The 17,080-nt window shown below is 62.9% G+C and carries 16 protein-coding genes; 5 read left to right on the forward strand and 11 right to left on the reverse strand.

The window, feature by feature from the left end:
- Nucleotides 1–114 precede the first annotated feature (114 nt).
- The 5 genes from AC1DXN_RS17755 to tmpA form a co-directional block, all read right to left on the reverse strand.
- Nucleotides 115–711: a LysE family translocator gene (locus AC1DXN_RS17755; protein WP_477277120.1), complete on the reverse strand. Its 597-nt coding sequence runs from the start codon at nucleotides 709–711 to the stop codon at nucleotides 115–117.
- Between the two features lie 171 nt (nucleotides 712–882).
- Complete coding sequence (gene ilvN / locus AC1DXN_RS17760; protein ID WP_477277122.1) at nucleotides 883–1,455, reverse strand: acetolactate synthase small subunit; 573 nt, start codon at nucleotides 1,453–1,455, stop codon at nucleotides 883–885.
- Nucleotides 1,456–1,539: 84 nt separating this feature from the next.
- Nucleotides 1,540–3,321 (reverse strand): acetolactate synthase 3 large subunit, encoded by a 1,782-nt coding sequence (locus tag AC1DXN_RS17765; protein WP_477277124.1) that lies wholly within the window; start codon nucleotides 3,319–3,321, stop codon nucleotides 1,540–1,542.
- Nucleotides 3,322–3,709: 388 nt separating this feature from the next.
- Nucleotides 3,710–4,315: a (R)-1-hydroxy-2-trimethylaminoethylphosphonate oxygenase gene (gene tmpB / locus AC1DXN_RS17770; RefSeq protein ID WP_477277126.1), complete on the reverse strand. Its 606-nt coding sequence runs from the start codon at nucleotides 4,313–4,315 to the stop codon at nucleotides 3,710–3,712.
- A complete protein-coding gene (gene tmpA, locus AC1DXN_RS17775) occupies nucleotides 4,312–5,463 on the reverse strand; it encodes a 2-trimethylaminoethylphosphonate dioxygenase (protein WP_477277128.1) in 1,152 nt (383 codons plus the stop codon). Before tmpA ends, tmpB begins: the two co-directional genes overlap by 4 nt.
- Nucleotides 5,464–5,583: 120 nt before the next feature.
- On the opposite strand from tmpA, the gene AC1DXN_RS17780 reads away from it, so the two are divergent.
- Together AC1DXN_RS17780 and AC1DXN_RS17785 are read left to right on the forward strand one after the other, a co-directional pair.
- The gene (locus AC1DXN_RS17780; protein WP_477277130.1) at nucleotides 5,584–6,459 is read left to right on the forward strand and encodes a LysR family transcriptional regulator; all 876 of its coding nucleotides are present in this window, start codon (nucleotides 5,584–5,586) and stop codon (nucleotides 6,457–6,459) included.
- 175 nt (nucleotides 6,460–6,634) lie between these two features.
- Nucleotides 6,635–8,437 (forward strand): NAD(P)-binding domain-containing protein, encoded by a 1,803-nt coding sequence (locus AC1DXN_RS17785; protein ID WP_477421615.1) that lies wholly within the window; start codon nucleotides 6,635–6,637, stop codon nucleotides 8,435–8,437.
- Nucleotides 8,438–8,445: 8 nt separating this feature from the next.
- Here the strand turns inward: AC1DXN_RS17785 and AC1DXN_RS17790 are convergent, their stop codons facing one another.
- Genes AC1DXN_RS17790 through AC1DXN_RS17800 form a run of 3 tightly spaced genes read right to left on the reverse strand, consistent with a single transcriptional unit; the run spans nucleotide 8,446 to nucleotide 9,875 of the window.
- Entirely contained in the window at nucleotides 8,446–8,973 is a 528-nt protein-coding gene (locus AC1DXN_RS17790) for a GNAT family N-acetyltransferase (protein ID WP_477277134.1), read from the reverse strand.
- Nucleotides 8,974–8,995: 22 nt separating this feature from the next.
- Nucleotides 8,996–9,304, reverse strand: coding sequence for a hypothetical protein (locus AC1DXN_RS17795; RefSeq protein WP_477277136.1), 309 nt, complete (start codon nucleotides 9,302–9,304; stop codon nucleotides 8,996–8,998).
- A gap of 4 nt (nucleotides 9,305–9,308) precedes the next feature.
- Nucleotides 9,309–9,875 (reverse strand): helix-turn-helix domain-containing protein, encoded by a 567-nt coding sequence (locus AC1DXN_RS17800; protein ID WP_477277139.1) that lies wholly within the window; start codon nucleotides 9,873–9,875, stop codon nucleotides 9,309–9,311.
- Nucleotides 9,876–10,026: 151 nt separating this feature from the next.
- Here AC1DXN_RS17800 and AC1DXN_RS17805 point away from each other — a divergent pair, with 151 nt between their 5' ends.
- Nucleotides 10,027–11,853 (forward strand): ATP-binding protein, encoded by a 1,827-nt coding sequence (locus AC1DXN_RS17805; RefSeq protein WP_477277141.1) that lies wholly within the window; start codon nucleotides 10,027–10,029, stop codon nucleotides 11,851–11,853.
- A gap of 281 nt (nucleotides 11,854–12,134) precedes the next feature.
- On the opposite strand, the gene AC1DXN_RS17810 is transcribed toward AC1DXN_RS17805, so the two are convergent.
- Entirely contained in the window at nucleotides 12,135–12,926 is a 792-nt protein-coding gene (locus AC1DXN_RS17810; RefSeq protein WP_477277143.1) for a GGDEF domain-containing protein, read from the reverse strand.
- A 129-nt stretch (nucleotides 12,927–13,055) separates the two neighbouring features.
- Complete coding sequence (gene miaA, locus AC1DXN_RS17815; RefSeq protein ID WP_477277145.1) at nucleotides 13,056–14,024, reverse strand: tRNA (adenosine(37)-N6)-dimethylallyltransferase MiaA; 969 nt, start codon at nucleotides 14,022–14,024, stop codon at nucleotides 13,056–13,058.
- Between miaA and serB the strand changes: the two genes are divergently transcribed.
- The gene (gene serB, locus AC1DXN_RS17820) at nucleotides 14,014–14,901 is read left to right on the forward strand and encodes a phosphoserine phosphatase SerB (RefSeq protein ID WP_477277147.1); all 888 of its coding nucleotides are present in this window, start codon (nucleotides 14,014–14,016) and stop codon (nucleotides 14,899–14,901) included. The genes miaA and serB overlap by 11 nt on opposite strands.
- Nucleotides 14,898–15,470, forward strand: coding sequence for a GNAT family N-acetyltransferase (locus AC1DXN_RS17825; protein ID WP_477277149.1), 573 nt, complete (start codon nucleotides 14,898–14,900; stop codon nucleotides 15,468–15,470). The genes serB and AC1DXN_RS17825 overlap by 4 nt, the downstream gene beginning before the upstream one ends.
- Nucleotides 15,471–15,516: 46 nt before the next feature.
- Here the strand turns inward: AC1DXN_RS17825 and AC1DXN_RS17830 are convergent, their stop codons facing one another.
- Nucleotides 15,517–17,034 (reverse strand): DegQ family serine endoprotease, encoded by a 1,518-nt coding sequence (locus AC1DXN_RS17830; RefSeq protein ID WP_477277151.1) that lies wholly within the window; start codon nucleotides 17,032–17,034, stop codon nucleotides 15,517–15,519.
- Between the last annotated feature and the right edge of the window lie 46 nt (nucleotides 17,035–17,080).

Here is a 17,080-nt window from a genome sequence, read left to right on the forward strand (position 1 = left end):
GAGCCGAAAATGGTGGTTTTCGAGAACCGGAGCGGAGCGTACTTTTGTACGTGAGCACCGGAAGCGCAGAAAACCACCGTTTGCAGGCCGGCATCACCTGAATATCAATGCACCTTAGCGCAGCATGGGCCAAAGCGTTGCCGCCAGCAGCACACCCATGGCGATGTTGAACCATTTCAGCCGCACCGGGTCCGACAGAAAACCGCGCAGCGCGGTGCCGAAACCGGCCCATACCGAGACGCTTGGCAGGTTGACGACGGTGAAGGCGATCGCGACCAGCGCCACCGACAGAAACGGGTGCTCAGGGTTGGCATAGACGGCCATGGCGGTGATCGCCATCACCCAGGCCTTCGGATTGACCCACTGGAATGCGGCCGCATCGATGAAACGCATCGGCTGCGCTTCCGTCTCGCCCTTGCCGCTCAGCGAGCGCGACATCGCGATCTTCCAGGCGAGGTAAAGCAGATAGACGCCGCCGGCGATCTTCAATCCCGCATGCAATGCCGGAAACGCCGTCAGCACCGCGCCAAGGCCGAAGCCAACGGCCAGCAACAGCACGAGAAAACCCATGCTGACGCCGAACATGTGCGGAATGGTTCTGACGATGCCGAAATTGACGCCTGACGCCAGCAGCATCAGGTTGTTCGGCCCCGGCGTGATCGAGGTCACGAAGGCGTAGACCAGCAAGGCAAGGAAGGCGTCGAGGGACATTGTATCCTCCCAATGCATGTCGCCCAAAAGTGTCCAGCGGTTTTGGGTCAACGACATGCATCAAAGTAAGTCAGCAGTATTGTCCTTTCAAATCGGACGCGCAAAGGCCACAGCCGCCTCGCGGCGGGGCCAGATGGTCACCTTTTGAAAGAGGCGGCGCGAGGCCGAGGGCTACATGCCCTGCGCGCCGCGGTTCAATGCCGCCACGCCGGTGCGGCAGATTTCGACCAGGCCGAGCGGCTTCATGATGGCGATGAACTGGTCGATCTTGGAGCCCTTGCCGGTGATCTCGAAGATGAAATGCTCGGTGTTGGCGTCTATGACGCTGGCGCGGAACGCGTCGGCGAGCCTGAGCGCCTCGACACGGGCTTCGCCGGTGCCGGCGACCTTGACCAGCGCCAGTTCCCGCTCCAGCGGCCGCTCCTGGCCGAACTCGTGCGAGCGCACGGTGAGATCGACGACGCGGTGCACCGGCACGATGCGTTCGAGCTGGTGCTTGATCTGCTCCAGCACATGCGGCGTGCCGCGCGTCACGATGGTGATGCGCGACAGATGTTTTTCATGCTCGGTCTCGGAGACGGTCAGGCTCTCGATGTTGTAGCCGCGCCCGGAAAACAGGCCGATGACCCGGGCCAGCACGCCCGGCTCATTGTCGACCAGCACGGAGAGCGTGTGGTTCTCCGGCTTTTCCGTTTCCTTGGCGATGAAATAGGCCGAGCCGGTCGGCTGAAGCTGTGCGTTCATGATATGAATCTCGATTTCAAACTTTTGAGCTAATTCTCTGTTTGCGCACGGCTTCTCTGGACAAGCCCTGCCCCGGCTTGTTGGCTACACCAGTTCCCTGCCCTTGGCGTCGATGGCGTTGGCAACGGCCTCGTCGGTGGCTTCGTCCGGCAACAGCATCTCGTTGTGCGCCTTGCCCGACGGGATCATCGGGAAGCAGTTGGCGAGCGTCGCCACGCGGCAATCGAAGATCACCGGCTTCTTCACCGCAATCATCTCCTTGATGGCGTCGTCGAGCTCGTCAGGCTTTTCGCAGCGAATGCCGTGGCCGCCATAGGCTTCCGCCAGCTTGACGAAATCCGGCATCGCTTCGGTGTAGGAATGCGACAGCCGGTTGCCATGCAGCAGTTGCTGCCACTGCCGCACCATGCCCATATACTGGTTGTTGAGGATGAAGATCTTGATCGGCGCATTGTGCTGCACCGCCGCACTCATCTCCTGGATCGTCATCTGCACCGAGGCGTCGCCGGCAATGTCGATGACCAGCGCATCGGGATGCGCGATCTGCACGCCGAGCGCGGCCGGCAGGCCATAGCCCATCGTGCCCAGCCCGCCGGAGGTCATCCAGCGGTTCGGCTTCTCGAAATGATAGTGCTGCGCCGCCCACATCTGGTGCTGGCCGACCTCGGTGGTGATGTAGGTGTCCATATGCTTGGTCAGCTCATAGAGCCGCTGGACGGCATATTGCGGCATGATCACGTCGTGGTTCATCTTGTAGGCGAGCGAATCCCGCGCCCGCCATTTGGCGATCTGCTCCCACCAGGGGTGCAGCGCCTTCTTGTCGGTCTTGGCGGACGCCCGCCACAGCCGCACCATATCCTCCAGCACCCGGCCGACATCGCCGATGATCGGCACTTCGGTGTGGACGTTCTTGTTGATCGACGACGGATCGATGTCGATGTGGATCTTCTTCGAGTTCGGCGAGAACGCGGTCAGCCTGCCGGTGATGCGGTCGTCGAAGCGCGCGCCGATGCAGATCATGACGTCGCAATCATGCATGGCCATGTTGGCTTCATAGGTGCCGTGCATGCCGAGCATACCCATCCAGTTCTTGCCCGATGCCGGATAGGCGCCCAGCCCCATCAGCGTCGAGGTGATGGGGAAGCCGGTGAGATCGACCAGCTCGCGCAGCAGATGGCTCGCCTCCGGGCCGGAATTGATGACGCCGCCGCCCGAATAGATGATCGGCTTTTTGGCACCGGCCATCAGCTCGACCGCCGCCTTGATCTTTTCCAGATCGCCCTGGACCTTCGGCTGGTAGCTGGTGCGCGGCGCCGTCTGCGGCGGCACATAAATGCCCCTGGCGAACTGCACGTCCTTCGGAATGTCGACCACGACCGGACCGGGACGGCCGGTGGTGGCGACATGGAAGGCTTCATGGATGGTGGCGGCGAGTTCGTTGACGTCCTTCACCAGCCAGTTGTGCTTGGTGCAGGGGCGCGTGATGCCGACGGTGTCGCACTCCTGGAAGGCATCGGAGCCGATCAGTGAGGTCGGCACCTGCCCGGTCAGGCAGACCAGCGGGATCGAATCCATCAGCGCGTCCTGCAGCGGCGTCACCGCATTGGTGGCGCCCGGCCCCGAGGTCACCAGCATGACACCGGCCTTGCCGGTCGAGCGCGCATAACCTTCCGCCGCATGGCCGGCACCCTGCTCATGGCGAACCAGGATGTGCTCGACTTCGTCCTGCTGGAAAATCTCGTCATAGATCGGAAGCACGGCGCCGCCGGGATAGCCGAAGATATGCTTGACGCCATTGTCCTTCAGCGCCTGCACCACCATTTCGGCGCCCGTCATCTCACGCCGTTCGTTCTGTCCGTTGCTCATCGGTCTGGTCCCGTACTGTCGCCGTTTGGGCGTTGTTTAGTCGTGTTTCAGGCAATAAAAAAGGCCCCCGAGGGAGCCTGTGTCGTGCGCATGGGGGGATTTCGCCCGGCGGTTACACCGCCTTGCCCACGCGCTTTCCTACGAGAATGAGTGCCTTTTTCATGGTGGCGGACAATAGAATTGGTTTTGCGCCGATGTCAACGGCGAATGTGCACCTCCTCGACCTGTCCGGACGCGCAGATGATATCAGGTTCAATCGACTTGCCGGGGGGAGACGTTGGTAGCGCAGCGGGGCTGCTTGTGGCTGGCAGGCGTTCCCGGCAGTCGTCGGGCCGGTATGCAGCCACCGCGCCTTCACCATCGAAGCAAAAACACATGGGCTGCCTCCTCACCGGTGATCCGCCGCCGTCAGGCGCGCTTTTTTGAAGTCGCGAACAACCCGCCGCAGCATCGGCACATAGTCGCGGAACGCCCGCGTCTTCATGTTGGCGACCTTGCCGCCCTCGTCCCACCTGCGGACCCGCACCGCTTCTTCATGGTACGGATTCTCACGGAACTCGGCGACTTCCTCGGCGTTCATCGGCCCGCCCTGCAGCGACAGCGTGTGCACCGAAGCCGGTGACAGTCGGGAGAAATAGGTTGGGTCGGTGGCGCAGAGATAGCGCTTGGCGGACACGTGCAACCTGACGCATTCGACGATGACCGGCGGGAAGAACGGCGCTAGCACCTCGCCGCCGGCTTCGTCGTGGTGCTTGTCCTCGACATCGTCGGGCGAATAGGTGCCGAACTCGCTGGTATAGTGGCCGATGTCGTGCAGCAGGGCTGCCGCTATCAGGACGTCGGGCGCGCCGTCCCGCTCGGCCAGCCAGGCGCCTTGCAGCATGTGCTCGGACATCGTCACCGGCTCGCCGAGATAGGACTCGGCGCCGCGCCGCTCAAAGATGTCGGCGATGAATTCGACGATGGTGTCGACAGTCGGCTGTTGCTTGCTCATTCGGCTGCTTCCCTGAACCCGTGTTCGATCGCGGCCAGCGTCGACAGCAGCCCGTCCTTGTCGGCGTAGCATCCTTGCAACCAGCGCCTGCCGGTGCCCGAAAACGCCTTGCGCGCATGCATGACGCGGGTGTTGTCGACGATGAAAGCCTGTCCCGGTTCGAGCTTGAAGGTTACCTCGAAGGCGGGATCCTCGATCAGTTCGGCAAAGCGGCGATAGGCGGCGTAGTAGGCTTCCATATCGGCGAACGGCACGTCGGTGGTGGCGGCAAGCGAGCGGTTGTTGAAGCGGATGGCGATCAGCTCGCCGTCCGGGCCAAGCTCGATCATCGGCCGCTTCGACTGAAGCCGCACACCGGACGAGCCGGCATATTCGAAACGGGCCGGACATGAGCTCAGCAGACGAAACCCCTCGGGGTTTTCGGCTTGCAGCGCGGCGGCAACCGCAAAACCGTCGACGACGCTCGATTCACCGCCCTCCACCGTGTTTTCGATGCAGGCCAAAACCTGCAGCGTCGGCACCGGATCGCGATAGGGGTTGTCGGTATGCGCCTGCAGGCCGAGATTGGTGTAGGCGAGATTGCTTGGGTTGACCTCGGCGCGCACCTCGAACCAGCGCCCGTAATTGGTCTCCCTGATGTAGCCGAACAGGTCGACGACCTTGCACAGGGCTCCGGATTCGGTCGGCAGGCCATCCATCACGGCAAAGCCATAGCTCCTCACCGCCGCCAGCCAGCCTGCCAGCACCGCGGGATGGCGAGCCGCCGCGGCATAGCCGGCAAGTGGCAGTGTGTCCTGCATCGTCGCCTTGGTCCAGCGCCGGATGGTCTCGCCGGTCCAGCCTGCCGTGTCTGGCGCCTGGCGATCATAGCTGTTTGCGCTCAGCCACGCCGACGGGAATGTCACGTCCTTGCCTTCGGGCAGGAAACGCAGCCGCAGCTCGCCGTGTTCGATCGTAGCTTGGTCGATCCAGGTCTCCGCCGGAATGTCGAGAATGGTGATCAGCCGCTGGCCGTTGCCGGGGCTGCGTGTCTTGTCGTCGAGCGCGTTGTCGCGCAGCCAGATCGCATGAAAGCGGCCACGCTTGCCGCCGCTCCAGCTCAGTTCAACCGTTCGCCCGTCCTCGGCGATTTCCACATTGGTCAGCATGATCGGGGTCCCTGCCTGGCTTCCACCATTGCAACCTGACCCCTAGGCATGCATAATTCAAGTTATCATTTTACGACCTAAGGCCATAGAAATTTTATGACTAGTGCGTCAGCAGGAAAGATGCCGCCACTGGACTGGCTGCGCAGTTTCGAGGCCGCCGCGCGGCTGTCGAATTTCACCGCTGCCGCCGCCGAGCTCGGCCTCACCCAAGCGGCCGTCAGCCAACATGTCCGCTCGCTTGAAGATCGGCTCAGGCAGCCGCTGTTCATCCGCCTGGCGCGCGGCGTCGAATTGACGCCGGAAGGTGCTGCCTACCTGCCGCATCTGCAATCGGCCTTTGCGGTGATCGGCCACAGCACGCGGGAGCTGTTCGAACCCAAGACGCTGCGGAGCGTGACGATACGCTCGCCGATTTCGTTTGCCGTGCTGATGATCGCGCCGATCCTGCCTGAAATGGCCAAAAGCCTGCCCTTCGTCCAGTTGCAGATCGAGACCATCCACACGCCGGCCGACTATGGCGAACGCTCCGGCGTGCTCGACATCCGCTTCGGCAACGGCTCTTTTACCGGCCGCCAGGCGGATCGCCTGACCCGCGAGACATTGATCCCGATGGCGGCGCCCAGCCTCGCCAAAACCCCGGATTGGACACAGCTGCCGATGCTGGGCGTCGTCGGCGCGCGCGAAATGTGGGGCGAATGGTTCGCCGCCGCCCGAATGACGCCGGCGATCGGTCCGACGCACAAGTTCGACAGTTTCGTCACCGCGCTTGAAGCGGCAAAACACGGCGCCGGCATGGTGCTCGGCTCACGCCCGCTGGCTAACGCGGCACTTGCCGACGGATCGCTCGTGACGCTGTCGGATTTCGCCCTGTCGAGCGGCGCCGGCCATTATCTGACCGCACCTTCCGGCGCCCATCTCAGCCGCGCGGAAGACGATGTCCGTCAATGGTTCGCGACTGTGTTCGCCCAACGCATGAGCGACCACCTCTCGCATTAATCCCGGCAGGGTCAGTCTCCCCGACTTTCCCGATAAGCCGCTGAAAACGCGCCAAACTATTTGACGACGTGACGCGGCGCCCAGTTTGCCGCGATACTGCGCAAGGCCGGACATCAAGCTTCGGCAGGTTCCGCTCATCCCAAGCGGCCACGAAAAAAATTGCGGAGGAAATTTGATGCTCGACAAGGCCCCCAACAAGAAGCTTTCCGACCTGCTCGACAAATTCGGCGCGGCACTTGCCGCCGGCGATATCGACAAGGCCGTCGCCTGCTTTCAGGAGGATTGCTACTGGCGCGACCTCGTCACCTTCACCTGGAACATCAAGACAATGGAAGGCCGCGACCAGGTGCGCGCCATGCTGGTGAGCCAGTTGGCGAAGACAAAACCATCGAATTGGGAAATTGCCAAAGGCGAAGACGCCAGCGAAAGCGACGGGCTGCTGGAAGGCTGGATCAGCTTCGAAACAGAGGTGGCGCGCGGCTTCGGCCACATCCGGCTCAAGGACGGCAAGATCTGGACGCTGCTCACCACCATGGTCGAACTGAAAGGCCATGAGGAACCGGCCGGCTTCGACCGCCCGCTCGGCGCCAAGCACGGTCATGGCAAGAACCGTCCAACCTGGAAGGAAGAGCGCGAGAAGGAGGCCGCCGAGCTCGGCTTCAAGACGCAGCCCTACACGCTGATCATCGGCGGCGGCCAGGGCGGCATCGCGCTCGGCGCCCGGTTGCGGCAGCTCGGCGTTCCCACCATCATCGTCGAAAAGAACGAGCGCGCCGGCGACAGCTGGCGCAAGCGCTACAAGTCGCTCTGCCTGCACGATCCGGTCTGGTACGACCATCTGCCCTATATCGATTTCCCCAGGAACTGGCCGGTCTTCGCGCCCAAGGACAAGATCGGCGACTGGCTGGAAATGTATGCCAAGGTCATGGAGCTGAACTACTGGTCGTCGACGGAGGCGAAGAGCGCCGTCTATGACGACAAGAAAAAGGAATGGACCGTTGTGGTGCGCCGCGACGGCAAGGACATCACCCTGAGGCCGAAGCAGCTGGTGCTGGCCACCGGACAATCCGGCAAGGCCAATCTGCCGAAATTCAAAGGCATGGAAACCTTCAAGGGCGATCAGCACCACTCCTCGAAACACCCCGGGCCGGACGCCTATGCCGGCAAGAAGGCGGTTGTCATCGGCTCCAACAATTCCGCCCACGACATCGCCGCCGCACTTTGGGAAGCCGGCGCCGATGTCACCATGGTGCAGCGCTCGACCACCCATATCTCGAGATCCGACACGCTGATGGAAATCGGCCTGGGGTCGCTCTATTCGGAGAAGGCGGTGCAGAGCGGCATAACCACCGCCAAGGCCGACCTCATCTTTGCCTCCCTGCCCTACAAGATCCTGCACGAGTTCCAGATCCCGGCCTATGCCGAGATGAAGAAGCGCGACGCCGAGTTCTACAAGGGCCTGGAGAAGGCCGGCTTCATGCTCGACTGGGGCGATGACGAGTCCGGCCTGTTCATGAAATATCTGCGGCGCGGCTCAGGCTACTACATCGATGTCGGCGCCTCCGAGCTGATCATCGACGGTTCGATCAAGCTGAAAAGCGGTGTCGACGTCAACGRGATCAAGGAGCATTCGGTTCTGCTCTCCGACGGCTCGGAATTGCCGGCGGATCTGATCGTCTACGCCACCGGCTACGGCTCGATGAATGGCTGGGCGGCCGACCTGATCTCCAGGGATGTCGCCGACAAGGTCGGCAAATGTTGGGGCCTCGGTTCCAACACCACCAAGGATCCCGGGCCGTGGGAAGGCGAGCTGCGCAACATGTGGAAGCCGACGCAGCAGGAGGCGCTGTGGTTCCACGGCGGCAATCTGCACCAGTCACGCCACTATTCGCAGTTCCTGTCGCTGCAGCTGAAGGCGCGGCACGAAGGCATCGCGACACCGGTCTACGGGCTGCAGCAGGTGCATCACAAGGGTTAGCGCAGCCGTTACCGACGCTGGCCGACGCGCTTCCAGTAGATGAGCGTGCCGGTCAGCCCGCCATGCGGCTTCAACGCATAGTCCGGTACTTCGCCGGCAAGCGTGAAGCCAAGTCTCTCGTAGAGACCGGCAGCACCCTCCTCGGTGGCGGTGTCCAGCACCAGCAAGCTGCGGTCCCTCTCCACGGCAAGGTCCTCGGCGGCCCGCATCAGGCGGGTCGCAATGCCTTTGCCGCGATGGTCGACACGAGTCATCAGCTTGGCAATCTCGGCCCGGTGCGGCTGGTTGGGCGGACAATCGAGCAGCACAGTGACAGTGCCCACCAGCACCTCGCCATCCCATGCGCCGAACACCGCTCTTTCGCCCCTCGCTGCCGCCGCCAGCGCGTTGGTCCAGAAGTCTCCCGCCGCTTGCCTCGACAAAGGATGCATGAAGCTGACCGATCCGCCGGCCGCGACCGTCTCGATCAGTATGTCGACCAGCATCGCCTGCGTCGCGGCAGCCTGGCTCAGAACTTTGATTTCCATGGAACCCATGCGTCCTGTGTCCTTGCTGTCTTCAATCCACACGACTGACCCGGCGTCGCTTCCGCGCAGCCTTGATCGCGGCAATGCGATCGGTGTCCTTCGGCTGCAGATGCAGCCCGCGTTCGAGGATTTCGAGCGTGTATTCCTCATAGGTCAGGCCCAGCCGTTCGGCCTTTTCCATCCGCATCAGCATAACCTCGCGGCTCGGCGCTTTCCACGCCTTGGCGTGCGCGGCCTGCCAGGCGAGGAAGATGTAGGGGTCGCCCTTGCCCCATGGCGGCCCCTTGTAGTCGTCGAGCGGCGGCCCTCCATTGTCGGAGCGTTTGGGACGGCGTGCCATGCGTTCAGCCCCTGACCAGCGCGACCAGATAGTCGGCGGCGTCCGGCCCGGCAGCGTGGAAGGTGCAGTCCGACGGCGCCCCGAGCGCCAGGCAGTCGCCAGGCTCGAGATTGTGCACGACATCGCCCTCGGTGAATTCCAGCCGCCCGGAGATCAACCACATCTGCTGCTTGATGAAGGCGTAGGATGCCGCCGGAAAACTCACCTTGGCGCCGGCCGGCAGCTGCACCCTGACCAGTTCGAGCGGCATGTCCGATACTGGCGAAAGATGCCGCCGGACATAGCCCGTGGCAGGATCGCGCCACAGCGGCTGATCGCTTTCGCGAAGCAGGCCTCCGCCTTGCAGTTCCGCCCGCGCGATCAGCGTGGAAAGCGTCATGCCGAATGCCGCTGCGATACGCACGAGCAGTGCCGCGGTCGGGCTCGTCTTGCCGCGTTCTATGGTGCTCAGCATGGCTTTCGACACATCGGAGCGGTCGGCGAGCTCAGCCAGCGACCAGTCCCGCAAAGTCCTCTCGGCGTGTATTCTTCTGCCGATGGTCGAGGAGATGTCATTCGCTATATCAGTCATTCGTCCAATATATCGAATTTATGAGACGGGAAAAGAGGCTAATCGAGTCAATTTTCGCAAAGAGCTTAACACCGCCTACACCATCCGACCTCACCCCGCCTTAACCCCGTCTGTGTAGGGTCGAAGCTCAGGGAAATGGGGACGGCTATTGATGTTTGTCGAACGCGAAGCCTCCGTCGGAGAACCGACATCGCAGGAGCGCCGCCACGCGGAACAGAACGACAAGCGCATTCTGGGCAATGTCGTGCAATGCGATGGCGCGCGGGCCACCATCAGCGCCTATGCCGACGACATCGAAGGCGCCATCACCGGCCTGTGGACGGTCGGCAAGATGATCTCCATCAATCTCGGCACGTCGCGAACCGTCGGTTTGGTCTATGAGATCGGCAAGTCGGATCGTGCCTGGAGCAATGAGGGCCAGAACCCGATCGAGGTCAGCGTCGAGCTCATCGGTGAGGTCCGCGACGGCGCCGAGCCTGGCGCCAAACCGATTTTCGACCGCGGCATCACCACCTATCCGCATATCGGCGCCATTGCCCACCGCATCCGCAGCCGCGACCTGCAGGCGGTCTACGATCTCGCCGGGCGTCATTCGATCACCATCGGCACCCTGTCGCAGGACGAGGCGATCGACGCCAACATCGCCATCGACGACACGCTGGCACGCCATTTCGCCATTGTCGGCACCACCGGCGTCGGCAAATCCACCGCCGTCTCGCTGCTGTTGCGCAAGTCGATCGCCGCCCGGCCCGACCTGCGTATCCTTATTCTCGATCCGCACAATGAATTCGCCGCATCGCTGCCCGAATATTGCGTCCGGGTCGATTCAAAGACGCTGGACCTGCCGTTCTGGATGTTCAGGCTCGAGGAGTTCGCCGAAGTGCTGTTTCGCGGGCGCGAGACCGTTCCGGAAGAAGTCGATGTCCTGCGCGATCTTATCCCGGCCGCCAAGAATCTGTACCGCAATCCGAATTCCGGCGCCTACCTCAAGCGCGGCAGCGATGCCCTGACCGCGGACACACCCGTGCCCTATCGCATGGTCGATCTCATCAAGCAGATCGACGAGCGCATGGGACTGCTGGAAAGCAAGAACGACCGCCCCACGCTGAAATCGCTGAAGACGCGCATCGAATCGGCGGCATCCGATCCGCGCTACCGCTTCATGTTCAATTCGCGCCTGATCGAGGACACCATCCACGAGACGATCGGCAACATTTTCCGCGTGCCGCACCATGGCCGCCCGGTGACCTGCTTCGAGATGGCGGGCATGCCGTCCGAAGTGGTCAATTCCGTCTGTTCGGTGCTGGCGCGCCTGGCCTTCGACCTCGCGCTGTGGAGCGAGGGACGGCTGAAGCTGCTCCTTCTGTGCGAGGAAGCACACCGCTACATGCCGGCCGATCCTCGCCTTGGCTTCGCGCCGACCCGGCACGCGCTGTCGCGCATCGCCAAGGAAGGCCGCAAATATGGCTGCTATCTCGGTGTCGTCACCCAGCGCCCTGGCGAACTCGACCCAACCATCCTGTCGCAGTGCTCGACCTTCTTTGCCATGCGGCTGGCCAATGAACAGGACCAGGCGATCATCCGCTCGGCGATCGCCGATTCCTCGGCCTCGACGCTGGCGTTCCTGTCGTCCATGGGCCAGCGCGAAGCCATCGCCTTCGGTGAAGGCGTAGCGACCACCATGCGGCTCAAATTCGAGAAACTGTCACAAGAACTGATCCCCGGCACCGCCAAGCGCGACGATTTTGAGTCGGAAACCAGCGGCGATGTCGATCTTGCCGCGATCGTCGAACGACTGCGCAACGTGCCAAAGGCGCAATCTGCGATGGCTTTTGCCGAAGTCGTCGATTCGGGCCGGCAGGCCGGCGATCCCGACTACCGCAAGCCGCCCGCGACGCGCATCCAGCCGGACGACGATTTCGACTTGCGCTACGGCCTCAAGCCCGCAACTTTCGGCCTGCGCCCGCAGAACGACTGAGGCGAGAGGCCTAACCCCACTCCACCGAACGATCGAGAAGCCGCGTCAAGCTCTTGTTCGTTGGCCCGCTTGGGTAAATCCCGTCAGGAAATTCGTCAGGCTGAGTCGGTTGGTGTCGACTTCGAGAACCGGAGCGGAGCGGACTTTTGGGTCCGTGAGCACCGGCCTACGCCGGCCGTAGCCTTGACAGTCACACCACTCATGAGTGCTTCGGCCGGCGAAGGCCGGAAGCGCAGAAGCCGGCATCAAACGGCCAGCATCACGAATTTAATGACGGGATTTTAGGCGGAGACGCGATTGCGTCCCTGCCTCTTGGCTTCATACAGCTGGCGATCGGCGCGGCGATAAAAATCCTCCGCCGTTTCCTTGCGGTCCCAGACGGCAAGGCCGACACTGGTGGTGATCTTCAGGCGGACATTGCCTGACAGCACCGACATGTTGGCGACCGCCTTGCGGATGCGCTCGGCAAATTTGGCCAGAAGCTCGGCGTCCATATTGGGCGTAACCACGGCGAACTCCTCGCCGCCGAGCCGCGCCACCACATCGTGATAGCGTGTGATGCCCTTCAGGCAACCGGCGACGGCCCTTAGCACCTCGTCGCCGACATCGTGGCCATGGGTGTCGTTGACCTGCTTGAAATGGTCGAGGTCGAGGATCATCAGCCCGACGGGCTTCTCGATGCGGCGGAATTCCTCGAGATATTCCTTCAGCGCATCGTCGAAATAGCGCCGGTTCTGCATACCCGTCAGGCCGTCGGTCAGCGCTGCATGCTCCAGCGAATCCGAACGGGCGCTGAGCGAGACCGTCATGGCGCGCAGCTTGCCCTCTTCCGCCGCCTGCCTGCGGATCATCGGGTAGATGAAGAAAATACCGAAGAACAATGCGGTCGCCAAAAGCACGCCGGTCGCCAGCAACAGCTTGTTGAGATAGGCGATCTCCTCGGTCTTGGAAGGCGTGTGGACCTCGTCGGCAAAGGCTTGCAGAAGTCCATAGGCATGAAGCGTCACCAGGCCCGCGGCGAGGATCACGAAGATAAAGACGAAAAATGCGGATTCCGCCTTGTGGAAACGCATCTGCTCCCCGTTGGAAAAGTGCCCATAGACTTTATGGCATGCAGGGCCTTACGGAGGGTTAACCAGGACAACCTCGACGGGAAATCTACAATTAACGTCAACTTTTAAGATTGGTTGAGAAGCGTTGACTCAGATGGCGATTTCCGAGATGTCGCCGGGCAGCAATCTGCGCCATTGCGGGCCTAGCTGGTGCCTGAACCAGGTCGCCTGACGCTTGGCATATTGCCGTGTCGCGATCTTGGCCCGTTCGATGGCTTCGGCAAAGCTCATGTCCCCGGCCATCGCCGCCTGCAGTTCGCGCACGCCGATCGCCTTCATCGCCGGCATATCAGGGTCGAGGCCGAGCGCCACCAACTGCTTGACCTCATCCAGCGCGCCCTGGTCGAGCATGCGGTCGAACCGCGCTTCGATGCGTTCCACCAAGGCCCCGCGATCCGGCTCGATTACCAGGAATTTTGCGCTGTCGCGGTCGATCAGCGGCCGGCCGCGCGCCGCTTGCCACTCCCGGATGGAACGGCCAGACGCATCGAGCACTTCGAGCGCGCGCACGATGCGCTGGCTGTCGGTCGGCTTCAGCGACATGGCGACCGCCGAATCCTCATGCAGCAGGATGCGGTGCAGCTTTTCCGACCCCTGCTCCTTGAGTTCATAGCGCCAGCGGTCGCGGATCGACTGCGGAATGTCGGGCATTTCCGAAATGCCTTCCGCCAGCGCCCGGAAGTAAAGCCCGGTGCCGCCGACGAAAATCACTGGCCGTTCGAAGAGCGTGCCGTCAGGTCGCCCGGAAAGCGTGCCGTCGTCGATCAGCTTCATCACGTCGCGCAACCACGCGCCGGTGGAATAAGCAGTCGACGGAGGAACGTGGCCGTAGAGAAAATGCGGCGCGCGGGCGAGCTCGGCTGCACGCGGCCGCGCCGTCAGCACGTCGAGCACCGAATAGCCCTGCATGGAATCGGTGTTGACGATGACACCGCCCTTGCGCTCGGCGAGATCGAGCGCCAGCGCCGACTTGCCGCTGGCGGTCGGCCCGGCTATCAGGATCGCGTTCTTCACGCGGCCCTCGCCCGCCTGCTCGTCGGAATATTCAATGCCGCTCATCGCCACGCTCGTGTCTCATCCCGCCGGCCACGCATTGTCGGCCTCGCTTGCGAATATGGCGTCACGGTCGGTCCGCGCAAGCGCTGTTCGCTGGCTGGCCGAAGGCATCGCTTGCGATCTTGTCCTGCCCGAGGCCGCCAAAGCCGCTGAAACGACCGCCAATCTGCGCGCCGCGCTGGCGTCCGAACCGCTCGACGTGATCGTCCAGCAGGCTGACGGCAGGCGAAAGAAGATTCTCATCGCCGATATGGATTCGACCATGATCGACCAGGAGTGCATCGACGAGCTTGCCGACGAGATCGGCGTCAAGGATCGTGTCGCCGCCATCACGGCGCGCTCGATGAATGGCGAGATCGCGTTCGAACCGGCCCTGCGCGAGCGGGTGGCGTTGTTGAAAGGCCTCGACACTGCCGTGGTCGACCGCATCATCGCCAATCGGCTGACGCTGGCCTCCGGCGGCCGCGCTCTGGTGCAGACGATGCGGAAGAACGGCGCCTGGACGGCACTCGTCTCCGGCGGCTTCGACGTCTTTACCAGCCGCATCGCGGACATGCTCGGCTTTCAGGAAAACCGCGCCAACCGCCTGATTGAGGAGAACGGCCGATTTGCCGGGCTGGTCGCCGAGCCGATCCTCGGCCGCGCCGCCAAGGCCGATGCCCTGAACGAGATTTCGGCCCGCCTGGGCCTGACTCCGGCCGACGCCATTGCCGTCGGCGACGGCGCCAACGACCTCGACATGATCCGGCTGGCCGGCACCGGTGTTGCGCTGCACGCCAAGCCAACTGTGGCCGCGCAAGCCAAGGTTCGCATCGACCATGGCGATCTGACGGCGCTGCTCTATCTCCAGGGCTATCACCAGGAGGAGTTTGCCGGATGAAACCGATGCGCACCGAGCGCCTGATCCTGCGCAACTGGGAAGACCGCGATCGCGAACTCTTCCATCGCATCAATTCGGACGAGCGGGTGATGGAATTCTTTCCGTTCCGCCGCGAGCGTGCCGAGACGGATGCCAAGATGGACGAATTTCGGGGCTGGATCGCCGAGGACGGCTTTGGTTTTGCCGCCGCCGCAATTGCCGCGACGGGCGAATGCATTGGCTTTGTCGGCCTCTTGGAGACCGATCACGTGCCGTCCATGCCTTCAGATACGATCGAGATCGGCTGGCGGCTGGCGCCGGAATTCTGGGGCAAGGGCTATGTCACCGAGGCCTCCGAAGCCTGGCTCGCCTTTGGTTTCGAAACGCTTGATCGCGACGAAATCGTCTCCTTCGCCGTCGCGGCCAACCGCCGCTCGACCGCCGTCATGGAGCGGCTTGGCATGACCGCCGATCCATCGAGAGACTTCGATCATCCAGAGATTCCCGACAGCCACCCTCATCTCAAGAGGCACGTCCTCTACCGGCTTTCGCGGCATGACTGGCAGGCAAGAAAAAAGGCGGCTGAGTAGCCGCCTTTTTCATATCAGGATCAGAGCGTTATCGGCCCTTCCGGATTCAATCCATCCGGATCGTAACGAACCGCAATTCGCCGGTCTTGGACGCCAGCATCAGAAGCGCATTCTTGCGGCCCTGCTCCTTCAGCGCGCCGATCCGGTCCATGACGTCTTTCGGGGTCGCGACCGATTCCTGGGCGATCTCGGTGATCACCTCGCCGGCCTGGATGCCGCGTTCAGCCGCGGCCGAATCCTTGGTGACGTCGGTGATGACGACGCCCGAGACATCGGCGGCAATGCCGAACTTGGTCCGCGTCTCGTCGTTGAGTTCGCCGACGGTCATGCCGAGCACCGAAGCCGTTGAAACCGCCGGCGCCTTGTCGCCGCCCTTATCCTCGTCGGTAGTGCCGTCTTCGCCGCTGGCGAGCTTCTCGCCGTCCTCGAGCCGGCCGAGCGTCACCTTGACCGTCTGCTCGACGCCCTTGCGTACGATGATCACGTCGACCGCCTTGCCGACCGGGCTTTCCGCGACGACGCGCGGCAGGTCGCGCATTTCATGGATGTCCTTGCCGTCGAACTTGATGATGACGTCGCCGGCCAGGATGGTGCCGTTGTCGACCGGTCCGCCCTTGATGACGCCGGCCACCAGCGCCCCCTTGGCTGTCGCCATGCCGAGGCTTTCGGCGATGTCGTCGGTCACCGGCTGGATGCGCACGCCAAGCCAGCCGCGCCGCGTCTCGCCGAACTGGCGAAGTTGGTCGACGACGCCCGAGGCGAGTTGCGAGGGGATCGAGAAGCCGATGCCGATAGAGCCGCCTGACGGCGAGATGATCGCGGTGTTGATGCCGATGACCTCGCCCACGCTGTTGAACAGCGGTCCACCGGAATTGCCGCGGTTGATGGCGGCATCGGTCTGGATGAAGTCGTCATAGGGGCCGGAATTGATGTCGCGGTTGCGGGCCGAAACGATGCCGACCGTCACCGTGCCGCCGAGGCCGAACGGATTGCCGATCGCCATCACCCAGTCGCCGACACGCATCTTGTTGGAATCGCCGAACTTGACCGCTGTCAGCTTGTGCCCTTTCGGGTCGACCTTCAGCACGGCAACATCGGTCTTGGTGTCGGTGCCGACCAGCGTCGCCTTCAGCGTGATGCCATCGGAGAAATTCACCTCGATATCATCGGCGTCGGCAATGACGTGGTTGTTGGTGACGACGATGCCCTGCTCGGCGTCGACCACGAAGCCGGAACCCAGCGACTGCACTTTCTGCGCGCCGCCATCCTTGTCGCCGCCACGGTTCTTGAAGAAATCGTCGAAGAAATCCTGGAAGGGCGAACCTTCCGGAAGCTGCGGCATCGGCACCGCGCCCGGACCTTCCGTGCCCTTCACCGTCTGCGAGGTCGAGATGTTGACCACCGCGCCAAGCAGGCCCTCGGCAAGGTCGGCGACCGAAGCCGGCCCGTCCGCGGCCACCGTCGGCGTCACGAAGGACGGGACGGCAACGGCGCCGACGAGAAGTGCCGCTGCGCCGGCGATGAACGTCCGCCTCGCTGCGCGCAGAAGGGTGTTGGATGTCATCGAGAAGCCTCCCGGTGTTTTAAGAAAAAGAAAAGCGCTTTGGCAA

This window comes from Mesorhizobium sp. P2_H9 (assembly GCF_056403215.1).

Coding starts and splice junctions, on each gene's coding strand:
- AC1DXN_RS17790 (WP_477277134.1), bottom strand. CDS start 8,973: ATGGGTTCCATGGAAATCAAAGTTCTGAGCCAGGCTGCCGCGACGCAG.
- AC1DXN_RS17800 (WP_477277139.1), bottom strand. CDS start 9,875: ATGACTGATATAGCGAATGACATCTCCTCGACCATCGGCAGAAGAATA.
- AC1DXN_RS17830 (WP_477277151.1), bottom strand. CDS start 17,034: ATGACATCCAACACCCTTCTGCGCGCAGCGAGGCGGACGTTCATCGCC.
- serB (WP_477277147.1), top strand. CDS start 14,014: ATGCCGCTCATCGCCACGCTCGTGTCTCATCCCGCCGGCCACGCATTG.
- AC1DXN_RS17755 (WP_477277120.1), bottom strand. CDS start 711: ATGTCCCTCGACGCCTTCCTTGCCTTGCTGGTCTACGCCTTCGTGACC.
- tmpA (WP_477277128.1), bottom strand. CDS start 5,463: ATGCTGACCAATGTGGAAATCGCCGAGGACGGGCGAACGGTTGAACTG.
- ilvN (WP_477277122.1), bottom strand. CDS start 1,455: ATGAACGCACAGCTTCAGCCGACCGGCTCGGCCTATTTCATCGCCAAG.
- AC1DXN_RS17810 (WP_477277143.1), bottom strand. CDS start 12,926: ATGCGTTTCCACAAGGCGGAATCCGCATTTTTCGTCTTTATCTTCGTG.
- AC1DXN_RS17795 (WP_477277136.1), bottom strand. CDS start 9,304: ATGGCACGCCGTCCCAAACGCTCCGACAATGGAGGGCCGCCGCTCGAC.
- AC1DXN_RS17805 (WP_477277141.1), top strand. CDS start 10,027: ATGTTTGTCGAACGCGAAGCCTCCGTCGGAGAACCGACATCGCAGGAG.
- AC1DXN_RS17825 (WP_477277149.1), top strand. CDS start 14,898: ATGAAACCGATGCGCACCGAGCGCCTGATCCTGCGCAACTGGGAAGAC.
- tmpB (WP_477277126.1), bottom strand. CDS start 4,315: ATGAGCAAGCAACAGCCGACTGTCGACACCATCGTCGAATTCATCGCC.
- AC1DXN_RS17780 (WP_477277130.1), top strand. CDS start 5,584: ATGCCGCCACTGGACTGGCTGCGCAGTTTCGAGGCCGCCGCGCGGCTG.
- miaA (WP_477277145.1), bottom strand. CDS start 14,024: ATGAGCGGCATTGAATATTCCGACGAGCAGGCGGGCGAGGGCCGCGTG.
- AC1DXN_RS17765 (WP_477277124.1), bottom strand. CDS start 3,321: ATGAGCAACGGACAGAACGAACGGCGTGAGATGACGGGCGCCGAAATG.